The sequence below is a fragment of the Bacillus cereus group sp. BfR-BA-01330 genome (genome assembly GCF_022663885.1).
GTDB lineage: Bacteria > Bacillota > Bacilli > Bacillales > Bacillaceae_G > Bacillus_A > Bacillus_A cereus.
In genome coordinates, this window is sequence record NZ_JAKUGK010000010.1 from 13,277 (window position 1) to 26,197 (window position 12,921).

Sequence of the window (12,921 nt, forward strand, 5' to 3'; positions counted from 1 at the left end):
AAAAACAGCTCCTTTTATGCTAAAGGAGCTGTTTCTGTTATATGTTGAAGTTGATATAAATTGTAATAAAATCCTCTTTTTTGCATTAACTCTTCATGAGAACCAGTCTCTTTAATCTCACCGTCTTCAATGTAAATAATCGTATCAACATGCGTAATCGTCGCTAATCGATGTGCAATTATAATCGTTGTCCGGTCAGCAGCTAACGTCTGAAGCGCCTCTTGAATATACCTTTCATTTTCTAAATCTAATGCTGAAGTTGCTTCATCTAATATAAGTACCGAAGGATTCTTTAGAAACACTCGTGCAATTGCCACGCGTTGTCTTTGCCCGCCCGATAGCTTCACACCACGTTCTCCAACGACAGTATTATAACCATCTGGTAAGTCTATAATAAAATCATGAATTTGCGCAGCTTTAGCAGCTGCAATCACCTCTTTCTCTGTAGCCTTCGGATTTCCATATAAAATATTAGCTCCAATTGTATCGCTAAACAATAAATTATCTTGCAGTACAATTCCAATATGACTACGCAAATTTCTCATATTATACTTTCTTACATCTATGCCATCTACATAAACCGTGCCTTCAGAAACATCATAGAAACGCGGGATCAAACTAGCAAGAGATGACTTTCCTCCCCCACTTGCTCCTACAAGCGCTACTTTCTCTCCAGGCTGCATAGTTAATGACAAGTTGTGTAATATCTCTTTTTCATCTACATTATAACGAAAAGAAACATTGTCAAATACAATTTCTCCATTTAATTTTTTCGTTTGTACCGCATTTGGTACATTAACAATATCGTATTTTTCATCTAACAGTTCAAACACACGGTCCATCGATGCAAAAGATTGTGTTAATGTTGTAGATGAATTAACAAGGCGGCGAAGCGGACTATATAAACTATCCATATATCCAACAAAAGCTACCATCGTTCCTAGCGTTAACTGCCCTTGAATTACTTCATATGCTGCAAAACCAATCACAAGTAACGGACCTAAATCGGTTAACGTGTTTACTGCCGAAAATGTTCTTGCCGTCCAACTTGTATGGGTTAATGCTTTCGTTAAAAATTCATTATTTCTTTTTTCAAACTGCTTCCCCTCATACTCTTCTAACGCAAAGCTACGTGTCACTTGCATTCCTTGAATACGTTCATGCAAATACCCTTGCATCGTCGCTAACGCTTGTGAACGCTCTTTCGTCAATTTCCGAAGACGTCCGAAAAAATATTTCACTGCAATTACATAAATAGGTAAAATCAATAAAGCAACAAATGTTAATTTTATATTCATAGAAAACATAACAATGATAGCAATAGCAATTGTTGCAGTATCTAACCAGACGTTCATCAAACCAGTAATTACAAAATCTTTCGTTTGTTCTACATCATGGATGACACGCGAAATAATCTCCCCTGTTTTTGTATTGGAGTAATAACGTAAACTTAACTTTTGTAAGTGACCGAAAATATGCTTCCGCAAATCATACAGTATTGTATTTGCGATACGTTGGGCGAAATATTGACGATAATATTCAATCGGTGGTCTTAATACCGCAAAAATAAAGAAAGCAATTCCAATCGCTGTTATTAATTGAGATGTTTTATCTTGAAGTGAGCCAGCGCCTTGAATTACATCATCGATAATATACTTTAATAACCACGGCATAATAAGTGGGATACCGAACTTAACTAGTCCAATAATAATTGTAATAGCAATAAGCCATCGATATGGTTTAACAAATTGTAAATATCTTTTTATGCCTTGCACATAATCCCCCCTCTAATAGGACAAACCTGCCGGGAAGCCCCCTGCAGGTTTGTTTTAATTTCTGTACATTAAATATCGTTCATACCACATATCTACGAAATCTGGTGCAAATGGACCTTTTCTTTGATGAATCCACTGTGTTAAATGTGCTACATTTCGTTTTAAAATTGTATCAATAACAGGTGGATACTGCATAATTTCACTATGTTTTTCATACTCATCTTCATCTAGAAGCGTATATGTCATATCTGGATATACTTTAATATCTAAATCATAATCAATATACTTTAATGCTTCAGGATCATACGCAAAAGGTGAGCTTAAATTACAATAATAATATACGCCATCTTCCCTAAGCATCCCAATCACATTAAACCAATAGTTGGCATGAAAATAACAAATTGCTGGTTCACGAGTAATCCATGTTCGGCCATCCGATTCTGTAACTACTGTACGATCATTCGCTCCGATTACAAGACTCTGTGTCCCTTTTAAAATTGTTGTTTCTTCCCACATTCTATGAATGGAGCCATTATGTTTATAACTATGTATTTGTACTTTTTCTCCTTCTTTGGGAAATCCCATATATGCTCCCTTCTTTCAACTGCAAATGCCCTTTGAACGGCATTCACTTTTTTTCTATTATAACTTTTTTGTCGAAATTTTAAAACTAAAGGGATAAGACTCTATTTTTCAAACTGAATATGCAGGAGGTTTATCGTTGAATACTATGCCCCACCACTTCTTAGGAGATAAAAGGATTGTACTGTATTATTTATAAGCGAGGACATGTAATAGAAAAAGCCCTTCTCTATTTCCATACAAAGAAGGACTTTTCACCTAAAGATAACAATATATCTTATCCTAAATTTGAAATCATTTTTTCAGTTGCAAAAGATTGGATTACACTATTCGTTTGTTCTTCAAATTTCTCATGTAACATCTTCAACGCTACTTCTGTTCTATATATTTCCTGGCGGATAAAATGCAGTTCTTTTTTATCGCACGTATCTTTTTCATTCATTTCAATTTGTTGATACTTCTCTAGATGTGCTTGTAACTTTAACAACTCATCCATCGTTTCTAATTGCTCCCCTACCAACTTATCAAAATCGTTCATTACTTACCCCCTTTTGGACTTATTCATCAGTTATTATTCCTAATTACATAATTCTAATTGTTAACTTCCTTCTCCTTTGACTACATTTGTTGACTTATTAGAAGTTATGTCGTTCGCTTTCTTTTCATTACAACGATCCACGCAAAAAGAAAACACTTCTCCCGAATTAGAGAAGTGTTTTTCTTTCATTACTGATTTGAGCTAGAAGATTGTGATTGTTTTGCAGCTGACTTAGCATTTTGTTTTTTCACAGAATGCACGTCTGTTTCAGTTGCAAATTCTGTACCATAACTAGCGTTTGCACTTTGTGCACCAGAAGCTTGTGCTTTCTTTGCTTCTGATTGTGCGTTTGCTTGTTTTACAGCTTGTACATCTGTTTCAGTTGAAAACTCTGTACCATAACTAGCATTTGTACTTTGAATGCTAGCACCAGAAGTTGCTTTGTTATAACCTTGTTGTTTTTTACTCATCTTTCTCACCTCCACAATCAATAATGTAACCAATTCACTTAGAAGCTATCCGTAATTTTCTTTTTTAAAATTTCCGCATATAACTTTTGTTACTCATTCAAACTATAGAAAATGGAGGTGTAAATATGTATATAGGACGCGATATGACTGAACTAACGATGATTTCAAAAAATGAATGGAAAGAAGATGAATTAGCTTATTTTCATCACTCACTACAACAGGTTCTGCCTTATTTAAATATAGAAGGGCAAAGTATTTACAAAGAAATTGTAGTAGAAATCGAATCAAGAGGCGGCTTACAAGAAGGTGAAGCTAGTTGGACTCATGGGACAAAAATTTCTTACGATTAAAAAAGTGTTCCCTAGATTGGGAACACTTTTTTATTTATTGCATTGTAATTTTCTCCACACAATTTTCATAAATAGTACGGTGTGATTTCGAGAAAGGTAATTGCTCAAATACCTCTTTTGATACAAATTTTAATGTATCTGTATCAACAATATTACCGGTTACTTTTCCGTAAAATACAAATATATCCCAAGTACGATGTGTAAACGTATGTTGTACATTCATTGCGTATTCATCAATAGAAACCTCGAGCTCAAATTTTTCTTTCATATAATCTATAAGCTGTTCCTTCTGATTTCGAATACTTTCTCCAAGTTCCACATTCGGAAACTCCCACATGTTAGCTAACAAACCTGTACTTGGACGTTTATTAATAACGTAACGACCGTCTTCAGTTTGAAGTACACCTGCAACAATAGGTACCATTTTAGGAGCTTTCGCTTTACTTTTTACTGGTAATTCTTTTTGAACACCTTCAGCATACCCTCTGCAATGTTCACGTACAGGACAAAGTAAGCATGCTGGATTTTTCGGAATACAAATTAGTGCACCTAATTCCATCAAACCTTGATTAAAATAAGATGGATTTTCAATCGAAATAATTTCACGCACAATCTCTTCAAAAACTTTTCGAGTCTTTGGTTTTGCAATATCATCCCATACTGATAAAATACGAGATAATACACGCATAACATTTCCATCAACTGCCGGCTCTGGTATACCATATGCGATACTTAAAATAGCACCTTTTGTATATGGTCCGACTCCTTTTAACTTTTCAATTTTCTTTACATCACTTGGTACAACTCCGCCATATACTTCTTTTACCTCTTTTACTGCCGCATGTAAATTACGTGCTCTAGAATAATATCCTAAACCTTCCCATGCTTTTAATACTTCTTCATCATCTGCGTTCGCTAACGCTTCAAGTGTAGGAAACTTCCCCATAAAATTTGCGTAATATGGTTTTACAGCTTCTACTCTTGTTTGCTGTAACATAATTTCAGAAACCCAAACGCGGTATGGATCTTTATTCTTTCTCCATGGTAAGTCGCGCTGTTCTTCTTCAAACCAACCAATTAAATCATTTTGAAACTGCTCTATATTAAAATTGTTTAGTATTTCAAGTGTCAAACTTGATCCCCCTCATTTTTTTGCATATAAGTACTATTATAAAGATTTTAGGAAAAAATTTAAGTAAGATGATACAGGAAATAGAAGGCAAAGGACTTGAGGTATCGAATAAAAAGAGTTACATTAATAAAAAACGGAGGTGGATTTCTATGGACACAGCCACTCACCTTGTTATGGGTATCACTTTAGGTAGCTTAGCAACATTAGATCCAGCCATAGCACAAAGTGATATTGGCCCCCAAGCTGTTATGCTTGCTACAATTGCTGGTTCCAACATTCCTGACATTGACACAGTTCTAAAATTGCGTAATAACGCTAAATATATAAGAAATCATCGTGGGATTACTCATTCTATTCCCGCGGTAATTCTTTGGTCATTCCTTATAAGTGGCATCTCTTTCGCCTTCTTTTCAGAAGCTCCATATCTTCATCTACTACTTTGGTCATTTATTGCCGTCTTTCTTCACGTCTTTGTAGATATTTTCAACGCCTATGGTACACAAGCATTACGACCTTTCACAAAAAAATGGGTCGCACTTGGCATAATTAATACATTCGATACCGTAATTTTCTTTATCCATATACTTGCAATTGCTTGCATGCTCGTCGGTTCTCATAAGGGATATACAGCTTTAGCGGCATATATATTAATGATTGTTTACTATATCGGACGGATTATGATGCACAGAAATATAAGAAGCGTTGTACACAAACGTTTCAAAAATGTCGAAAAGATTATCATTTCTCCTTCTTACCGATTTTATCATTACCATTTAGCAGTCGTTACGGCTGATTATTACTACGTTGCGAGATGGCACCGTGGTAACATCATGATATATGACAAGTTCGATCGGGTACCGTTCCCAGACAATAATATTATGCGAGCAGCTAAACAAGATGAAAACATCTCAGCCTTCCTATCTTTCTCTCCTGTATATCGCTGGGATATTTTTGATCATGACCATTATTATGAAGTACGATTCATTGATTTACGATATCGAAGTAAAGATTATTATCCATTTGTTGCAATCGTTCAGCTCGACCACAATTTAAATATTATTAGTTCCTATACAGGATGGATCTTTAGTGAAGAAAAGCTTCGAAAAAAACTGGAATTACTTCCACATTAAAAAAAGCGACTTAAGTCGCTTTTTTTAATGTTTCAAATGATCTTCTTGATTAATTAAATGACTATACTTCGGATTATTTGTCCGCATTTCATGAAGGCGTACACCATGATTATTAATCCATGATCGTACCACTTGTTCCGTCATTTCATCGCCTTGATAACGACCTGATTTTGCATAAGTTGTTTGAAAATCTTCCCATAGTAACTCAACCCACGCACGAGCTTGTGCGTAAGAAAGCTTGTCATTCTTGTCTAATAATTCTTTCGTTAATGTTTCATAAATATCATTCATATTATAATCTCCTTTTACCTATTTATCCCTTCATTTCTAAAGGATAGTTTCTTCAATTTTGCACATTCTATAATTGATACTTCTTAAAAAGGTATCAACCGATAATGAGGAGGGCGTTCGCAATGGGTAAACAAGCCGAATTTTGGTCTGAGTCAAAAAACAACAGCAAAATCGACGGTCAACCGAAAGCGAAATCACGCTTCGCTTCGAAACGACCTAACGGCACAATTAACACGCACCCACAAGAACGTATGCGTGCTGCAAATCAGCAGGAAGAGTAGTACAAATTAAATTAACTTCCTACACGAGGTGATAAAGATGAGCTACCGTGATCGCTTAGATAGTCGTTCTGAATTATTTAACCATACGTGGACTCGTCCAAAACATGCGAAAGCGCAAGTTAACGGACAGACGCAACAAACCCAGTCTCTCATTATATTGGCAAATGAATGTAAAAAACGCCAATTTTAGAATCTCCTATCTCCTTTAACGCCTACCAAAGATGAAAACCAGAGAGATATGTGCTCTCTGGTTTTTATTTTTCTTGCAATAAGGAAATTGGTATGCCAATCTCTTCATTATCATTTTGCTTATATCCCCAAGCAAATACCCCATTGAAATACGTAATTTTAAATAATACACCAGGTTCTTCTACTAATTCATATGTTTCACCAATATGGAACTTGTTTATATCCGTCATATAAGCACGAGCCATTGCCATTTTTCTCATTAATACATCAAATTCATTGACAATCCCAAGCTGCTCAGCTTTTACTGCTTGCTCCTTCAAAGCGCCAATTTCTTCCCTTAGCTCATGCGGTGTCATTTCACTGTAGCGTTTTGGCATATTCATCTTATTCTCCTCATTCCTCTTCGCGTTTCATTTGCAAAAATATCTCGATTTCATCAATAGAGAATCCTTTTCGATATAACGCTTGTTTCATCTTGTTTTCAAATGTCCATCCATCATGCTTCTTATATTTCTCATAATATTTATTCCCATGATAGTGTAACGCTTCTTGTTGCTTTTCGTCATCTTTTTCGTCTTTCAATTCTTCCAAACAAATTTGAATTACTTCTCTAGAATATCCTTTTCGAACAAGCATCTCATCTAACTTTAGTTTCATTTGTAAAAAAGAATGTTTTTGATAAGATTTTTTCTTCTTCTCTATGAGAAACAAGGCATTCTCAATTTGCTTTTCCTTCGGATATTCTTGTAAACTATGTGTAATAATTAAATCCTGAACACCTTTATTTAATAACTCTCTTTTAATAACAGTTGGACCTTTTCGATTCACATTACTTTGCGTTCGCGTATATAAAACAGCATACTCTTTATCATTAATATATCGGTCATGTAATAATTTCGAAACGACTTCAGAGATGATGGCCTGTCCCACTTCTTTTTTTCGTAAAAAATCTTCTATTTCTTGTTTTGTTCTCATTTGATAGGATAAATAGGAGATTGCTTGTAAATATGCTTTTTGTACTTCTTCATTGTACAAAATATTCCCTAACTCGATTTCATCAATTTCTAAGCCCTTTTGTAATCCATGTTTTATTAAGATTACTTGATCCACACTAAATCCGTACTCTTCGCCTTGACCTTTATCAATATAAATATTAAATCGTTCTTTCGATCGTTTTTGTACTTCTATTTTTGTAATGACAGCCATACTCTCACCTCTCTATTATTTTAACATAGTCGAGGAACATTTTTTCTTTTCAAGAATATATATAATGAGGAGGAAATACTTGTGAAAATCGCAATTTCTGGTGGTACAGGCTTTATCGGTAAATCCCTTTCTACTTTTTTTATTCAAAAAGGATATACTGTTTACATTCTCACACGAAAAAAAACTACTGAAACTTCCGACCCTAACCTTCAGTATGTTCAATGGACACCAGATTTACAAACCTTCCCCCTCTCTTCTATTGATGTAGTTATTAATCTAGCCGGAGAGTCTATTAATAGTAGATGGACAAAGCAACAAAAGAAAGCCATTTTAAACAGTAGAATTCAAACAACAAAAGGACTCATTAAACAACTGCAGGGACTCCATACAAAGCCACACACATTTATTAACGCAAGTGCTATTGGATACTACGGAACATCTGAAATAGAGTCTTTTACAGAACAGCATGAGACTCCTGGAAATGACTTTTTAGCAAATACAGTATATTCATGGGAACAAGAAGCATCTAAAGCACGTTCTCTCGGAATACGAACAATCTACGCAAGATTTGGAGTCGTATTAGGTGCAAATGGAGGAGCTCTTCCAAAAATGCTACTTCCCTATCAATTCTATATCGGCGGCACCATTGGTTCTGGGAAGCAATGGTTATCATGGATTCATATAGACGACGTCGTTCGTATGATGGATTTCATCATACACAAAAAAGAAATTGATGGCCCTCTTAATATGACAGGACCAACACCCATAAGAATGAAGGAATTTGGAGAAAACATTGCAACTATAATGAACAAGCCTCATTGGTTGCCTGTACCTTCATTTATCATTCAAACTTTATTAGGTGAAATGAGCATACTTGTACTAGAAGGGCAACGTGTATTACCCATTAAGGCAATTGAACATGGATACCAATACACATTTCCGGCAATAGACCATGCATTACAAAATATACTTTCGCATACAATGTAGTACTTCTAAAACACAATTTTACATGGGCTCTTTCAAAACTTTCATTTTCTAGGATCCGAAGCATTACCATACAAATAACCTTTCAGTTACTTTCCCTTAACTTCCATTAGCATTATAAAGTAACAGAAATGAGGTACCTATGAAAATATTGCTCAAACAAGCCATTGTATACCCTATTACATCTCAAAAGTTTCAAGGCGATGTACTCGTTACAGGAGAGCGAATTACCGAGGTCAAACCTTTTATTCAACCTACTCAAGATATGACCGTTATAGATGCACGAGCACTCCATCTCTTACCTGGCTTTATTGATGTCCATACTCACCTTGGTCTCTATGATGAAGGCACTGGTTGGGCTGGAAATGATGCCAATGAAACATCTGAAGTTTCAACACCACATATTCGTTCTTTAGATGGAATCCACCCTTTGGATATCGCCTTTCAAGACGCTGTACAAAACGGAATTACAACCGTTCACGTTATGCCTGGCAGTCAAAATATTATCGGGGGGACTACTTGTGTAATAAAAACAGCTGGAACTTGTATTGATCATATGATTATTCAAGAACCTGCTGGTTTAAAGATTGCCTTTGGAGAAAATCCTAAAAAAGTCCATAGTAATGGAACAAAAGAATCCATTACACGTATGGGGATTATGGGGTTACTTCGGGAATCATTCTATGAAGCACAACACTACGGGCACGAAGCTGATTTTCGAATGCTTCCTATTTTAAAAGCATTACGTCGTGAAATACCCGTACGTATCCACGCTCACCGAGCAGATGATATTAGTTCTGCGCTACGCTTTGCAACGGAATTCAACCTCGATCTACGTATTGAACATTGTACAGAAGGACACTTTCTTGTTGAAGAGCTTTCGAAACATAATTTGAAGGTTTCAGTTGGTCCCACTCTGACACGTCGTTCTAAAATCGAACTAAAAAACAAGACATGGGATACTTACCATATATTATCTAAAAATGGTGTGGAAGTTTCTATAACAACAGATCATCCTTATACACCCATTCAATATTTAAATATTTGTGCCGCTGTCGCAGTAAGAGAAGGATTAGACGAGAAAACAGCACTAGAAGGAATCACCATATTCCCAGCGCGAAATTTGCGTTTAGAGGATAGAATTGGAAGCATCGAGGTTGGAAAAGACGCCGATCTCGTGTTATGGACTCATCATCCTTTCCATTATTTAGCCAAGCCTGTACTAACTATGATTGATGGAAAAATAATTTACAAAAAAAATAAAAAAAACTAGTTTATTTTTTTGACTAGATAAAGTATTATACGATTATAAACTGAATGAAACCATAATCAATTTGTGTCGTGATTATCATTTTCAAATTGATGAATGGGGAAGGCAAATGGTGCGCCACCAGCGTTAGAAACTGGTTCTAGTGGGTTCGATTCCCACCCCGAAATTTTTTAAAGATTGATATAAAAATTTCGAGGGTGGGGTGTTTTTTCGTCATGCTACCCTCGTGTGAGGAGGAGTTAGTATGTTGAAAAAACGCGACTTACACGACAGCCACGTTCTATACGAGTTAATGGTGGATCCAGCTGTCTTCCCTTTTGTGCGTCAAAAGGCTTATTCTTATGAAGAATATTTATTCTTAACAAAACAAACGATTGAAGCTGAAGAGCGTGGTGAATTAATTTCACGCACAATTTTAGATGAATGGGGTAACCCTATCGGAACAATTACTTTATTTGATGTGCAAGAAAAAGCTGGATTTCTCGGGACATGGCTTGGCAAACCATATCATGGAAAAGGCTATAATAAATTGGCAAAAGATTCATTTTTTAGTGAACTTTTCTATGAATTAGATATTGAAACAATTTTCATGCGTATTCGTAAAATAAATATTCGTTCTATTAAAGCTGCAGAAAAACTGCAATATGTGAATCTAGCAAACGAAACAAGAAAAGCCGTATATGATGAAATTAACGCAAACGAAGAAGTATATAACTTATATGAAATTCCAAAAGATCAATACACACTTGCTACAATGCGAGATACAACCTTCCAAGATGCTCATCAATTAAAAGAAGCATAATCTAAATTTTCTGAAATGATAATCAATCATTAACATTTTCCATATGCGTATATCCCCTCATGTCTTTGGAAACGATAAATAGTAACTTTAAGACACGAGGTGATTTGTAATGGATAAAAAGAAACGTGATAAAGCAAAAAACACATTATCTAGTACACAAGAAGTTCTCTATCAACGCGAATTTCAAAAAGCAGATCGTGCAGCAGGATATCGCTCGAAAAGCATTTAAAGTGAAAATGAATAATTAGAAGTTTCCCCCCTAATTATTCATTTTCATTACATAATTTTCTCGATTGATAGAAGTAAGCAAAAAGGCCCCTTATGCTTATGCATAAGGGGCCTTTTTGCTGTGGACAACTTTATCCACAAAACTGATGCAATTGTTAGTAATTTTCAAAAACATTTAATATCTTTCTATATTCAAGCATATATCGACTGTTTTAATTGTGGATATTTTTCTAAAAATTGTGGACAATGTGGATATAGTTGTTAATATTCCGACTTTACTGTTTAATGAAAGCGCAATCCTTTTGTGGATAAGTAGCTAAATTTTCTTTAAAAATAATAAAGAACCCTCTTTACATATACAAAGAGGGTTTCATATTAAGTAAAAGATTGTGCAAGAGCAGGTGATTTAATAGGTATATGACGCGGTTCTGCATGATTTTCTGCCAAAATTGCATCTACAATATGACCAGCTGGCTCTGGAAGATAGATGCTTTTCATTGCTTCTTTCATTTGAAGAAGCTTCACATCATCTTGTAATAATGCCTCTGTTTTTGCAAAAACCTCACTATCATCGCGAATGACAACTGCTGCTCCCTTTCTTTCAAAGTACATCGCATTTTCATTTTCTTGTCCTGGAACAGGCTTATATAAAATGACAGGTACTTGCAACGCTGCTGCTTCACTTAATGTTATTCCGCCTGGCTTCGTAATCATACAAGAAGTAACACGGAATAATTCATCAATATTTTCAACATACCCAAACACTTTTAATGCATCGGAATTTTGCTTCTGTAAACTTAATAAATCCTGTTTTAAAGCTTCATTTTTCCCACAAACGACAACTACTTGTAAATTAGGCACTGACATAAATGATTGGCATAGTTCTTTTACATTTCCTAATACCCCATGAGCACCTGCTACAATTAGTAAAATCTTTTTATTCTTACATAACTGATATTTAGTATATATGATTTCTGGATTTACCTTTAACTCAAAACTACTCCGAATTGGAATTCCTGTTTCAACAATTTGTTCCGCAGGTACACCGATATCAACCATCAATTCTTTCACATGATCCGTTGCAACAAAATAACGATCTACTTCTCGATGAATCCATATTTTGTGCACGCAAAAATCCGTTAATACGTTATAGACAGGAATTGAAATACCTGTTTGTTTCTTCAATTCTGGTACAGCGATAATTGGAAATGTATTAATTACAATATCTGGTTTCTCCACCTGTAATAGTGTTTTCAAACGTTTTCTTCCAAAGTTCGCATACCAAGATGCTATTTTCTTATCATAAATTTTTTCTACCCCGTAATAAAACAAACGATATAATTCTTTTCCTATTGTATAACTTTTTAAATATAGATATTTTGTAATGTCAGTTATAAATGGATGTGATTCTCCAAACAAGTCGCATACAATAACATCTTCAATTCCTTTTTGGCGAAATGTTTGTTCTAATGTTTTTGCTACTTGCACATGACCATTACCGTAATGTGCAGTTAATATTAAAACCTTGGGGTTTTTTATCAAACAAATCCACTCCTAGCTTTTTGTTTCTCCATATTGCATATACGACAATAGGAAAAACATTTTCCTTAAAAATTACATAAACAGATTCTAATAATTCCCTTTCAGCTATGTACCTGTCGTGGATATGCAAAGCATATAAGATTGACCCCTT

Annotated in this window: 17 protein-coding genes; 8 read left to right on the forward strand and 9 right to left on the reverse strand. The window is 35.0% G+C overall.

Annotated elements, in window-relative coordinates; translation table 11 throughout:
* Nucleotides 1–14: 14 nt before the first annotated feature.
* The 4 genes from MR112_RS24675 to MR112_RS24690 form a co-directional block, all read right to left on the reverse strand.
* Nucleotides 15–1,775, reverse strand: a complete 1,761-nt coding sequence (locus MR112_RS24675) for an ABC transporter ATP-binding protein (protein ID WP_001161599.1) — start codon at nt 1,773–1,775, stop codon at nt 15–17.
* A 54-nt stretch (nt 1,776–1,829) separates the two neighbouring features.
* On the reverse strand, nt 1,830–2,360 hold the full coding sequence (gene ntdP, locus MR112_RS24680) for a nucleoside tri-diphosphate phosphatase (RefSeq protein ID WP_000506622.1): 531 nt from the start codon (nt 2,358–2,360) through the stop codon (nt 1,830–1,832).
* 274 nt (nt 2,361–2,634) lie between these two features.
* Nucleotides 2,635–2,895: a YgaB family protein gene (locus MR112_RS24685; protein ID WP_000997575.1), complete on the reverse strand. Its 261-nt coding sequence runs from the start codon at nt 2,893–2,895 to the stop codon at nt 2,635–2,637.
* 188 nt (nt 2,896–3,083) lie between these two features.
* A complete protein-coding gene (locus tag MR112_RS24690; RefSeq protein ID WP_000039046.1) occupies nt 3,084–3,365 on the reverse strand; it encodes a gamma-type small acid-soluble spore protein in 282 nt (93 codons plus the stop codon).
* A gap of 125 nt (nt 3,366–3,490) precedes the next feature.
* On the opposite strand from MR112_RS24690, the gene MR112_RS24695 reads away from it, so the two are divergent.
* Nucleotides 3,491–3,715, forward strand: coding sequence for a hypothetical protein (locus MR112_RS24695; RefSeq protein ID WP_242245525.1), 225 nt, complete (start codon nt 3,491–3,493; stop codon nt 3,713–3,715).
* Nucleotides 3,716–3,749: 34 nt separating this feature from the next.
* On the opposite strand, the gene mutY is transcribed toward MR112_RS24695, so the two are convergent.
* Nucleotides 3,750–4,847, reverse strand: a complete 1,098-nt coding sequence (gene mutY, locus MR112_RS24700) for an A/G-specific adenine glycosylase (protein ID WP_000171391.1) — start codon at nt 4,845–4,847, stop codon at nt 3,750–3,752.
* 149 nt (nt 4,848–4,996) lie between these two features.
* Here mutY and MR112_RS24705 point away from each other — a divergent pair, with 149 nt between their 5' ends.
* Entirely contained in the window at nt 4,997–5,977 is a 981-nt protein-coding gene (locus MR112_RS24705; protein WP_000379112.1) for a metal-dependent hydrolase, read from the forward strand.
* Nucleotides 5,978–6,001: 24 nt separating this feature from the next.
* Here MR112_RS24705 and MR112_RS24710 read toward each other — a convergent pair whose 3' ends face one another.
* Nucleotides 6,002–6,268: a YfhJ family protein gene (locus MR112_RS24710; RefSeq protein WP_000998166.1), complete on the reverse strand. Its 267-nt coding sequence runs from the start codon at nt 6,266–6,268 to the stop codon at nt 6,002–6,004.
* A 122-nt stretch (nt 6,269–6,390) separates the two neighbouring features.
* Here MR112_RS24710 and MR112_RS24715 point away from each other — a divergent pair, with 122 nt between their 5' ends.
* A complete protein-coding gene (locus MR112_RS24715) occupies nt 6,391–6,549 on the forward strand; it encodes a small, acid-soluble spore protein K (protein WP_000517891.1) in 159 nt (52 codons plus the stop codon).
* A 37-nt stretch (nt 6,550–6,586) separates the two neighbouring features.
* Nucleotides 6,587–6,739: a YpzG family protein gene (locus tag MR112_RS24720; RefSeq protein WP_000122093.1), complete on the forward strand. Its 153-nt coding sequence runs from the start codon at nt 6,587–6,589 to the stop codon at nt 6,737–6,739.
* Between the two features lie 64 nt (nt 6,740–6,803).
* Here the strand turns inward: MR112_RS24720 and MR112_RS24725 are convergent, their stop codons facing one another.
* Both MR112_RS24725 and recX read right to left on the reverse strand, forming a co-directional pair.
* Nucleotides 6,804–7,121, reverse strand: coding sequence for a YfhH family protein (locus MR112_RS24725; protein WP_001057020.1), 318 nt, complete (start codon nt 7,119–7,121; stop codon nt 6,804–6,806).
* 10 nt (nt 7,122–7,131) lie between these two features.
* Nucleotides 7,132–7,944: a recombination regulator RecX gene (gene recX, locus MR112_RS24730; RefSeq protein ID WP_000268502.1), complete on the reverse strand. Its 813-nt coding sequence runs from the start codon at nt 7,942–7,944 to the stop codon at nt 7,132–7,134.
* Between the two features lie 81 nt (nt 7,945–8,025).
* On the opposite strand from recX, the gene MR112_RS24735 reads away from it, so the two are divergent.
* The 4 genes from MR112_RS24735 to MR112_RS24750 all read left to right on the forward strand — a co-directional run bounded on the left by MR112_RS24735 (nt 8,026) and on the right by MR112_RS24750 (nt 11,229).
* Nucleotides 8,026–8,931 (forward strand): TIGR01777 family oxidoreductase, encoded by a 906-nt coding sequence (locus MR112_RS24735; protein WP_242245526.1) that lies wholly within the window; start codon nt 8,026–8,028, stop codon nt 8,929–8,931.
* Nucleotides 8,932–9,070: 139 nt separating this feature from the next.
* The gene (locus tag MR112_RS24740; protein WP_000698319.1) at nt 9,071–10,201 is read left to right on the forward strand and encodes an amidohydrolase; all 1,131 of its coding nucleotides are present in this window, start codon (nt 9,071–9,073) and stop codon (nt 10,199–10,201) included.
* A gap of 241 nt (nt 10,202–10,442) precedes the next feature.
* Entirely contained in the window at nt 10,443–11,000 is a 558-nt protein-coding gene (locus MR112_RS24745) for a GNAT family N-acetyltransferase (RefSeq protein ID WP_000914737.1), read from the forward strand.
* 109 nt (nt 11,001–11,109) lie between these two features.
* On the forward strand, nt 11,110–11,229 hold the full coding sequence (locus tag MR112_RS24750) for a YfhE family protein (protein WP_000358482.1): 120 nt from the start codon (nt 11,110–11,112) through the stop codon (nt 11,227–11,229).
* Between the two features lie 374 nt (nt 11,230–11,603).
* Here MR112_RS24750 and MR112_RS24755 read toward each other — a convergent pair whose 3' ends face one another.
* Nucleotides 11,604–12,770 (reverse strand): diglucosyl diacylglycerol synthase, encoded by a 1,167-nt coding sequence (locus tag MR112_RS24755; protein ID WP_000594691.1) that lies wholly within the window; start codon nt 12,768–12,770, stop codon nt 11,604–11,606.
* Nucleotides 12,771–12,921 lie beyond the last annotated feature (151 nt).

Coding starts and splice junctions, on each gene's coding strand:
- MR112_RS24740 (WP_000698319.1), top strand. CDS start 9,071: ATGAAAATATTGCTCAAACAAGCCATTGTATACCCTATTACATCTCAA.
- MR112_RS24725 (WP_001057020.1), bottom strand. CDS start 7,121: ATGAATATGCCAAAACGCTACAGTGAAATGACACCGCATGAGCTAAGG.
- MR112_RS24750 (WP_000358482.1), top strand. CDS start 11,110: ATGGATAAAAAGAAACGTGATAAAGCAAAAAACACATTATCTAGTACA.
- MR112_RS24690 (WP_000039046.1), bottom strand. CDS start 3,365: ATGAGTAAAAAACAACAAGGTTATAACAAAGCAACTTCTGGTGCTAGC.
- MR112_RS24705 (WP_000379112.1), top strand. CDS start 4,997: ATGGACACAGCCACTCACCTTGTTATGGGTATCACTTTAGGTAGCTTA.
- recX (WP_000268502.1), bottom strand. CDS start 7,944: ATGGCTGTCATTACAAAAATAGAAGTACAAAAACGATCGAAAGAACGA.
- ntdP (WP_000506622.1), bottom strand. CDS start 2,360: ATGGGATTTCCCAAAGAAGGAGAAAAAGTACAAATACATAGTTATAAA.
- MR112_RS24710 (WP_000998166.1), bottom strand. CDS start 6,268: ATGAATGATATTTATGAAACATTAACGAAAGAATTATTAGACAAGAAT.
- MR112_RS24695 (WP_242245525.1), top strand. CDS start 3,491: ATGTATATAGGACGCGATATGACTGAACTAACGATGATTTCAAAAAAT.
- MR112_RS24720 (WP_000122093.1), top strand. CDS start 6,587: ATGAGCTACCGTGATCGCTTAGATAGTCGTTCTGAATTATTTAACCAT.
- MR112_RS24745 (WP_000914737.1), top strand. CDS start 10,443: ATGTTGAAAAAACGCGACTTACACGACAGCCACGTTCTATACGAGTTA.
- MR112_RS24685 (WP_000997575.1), bottom strand. CDS start 2,895: ATGAACGATTTTGATAAGTTGGTAGGGGAGCAATTAGAAACGATGGAT.
- MR112_RS24715 (WP_000517891.1), top strand. CDS start 6,391: ATGGGTAAACAAGCCGAATTTTGGTCTGAGTCAAAAAACAACAGCAAA.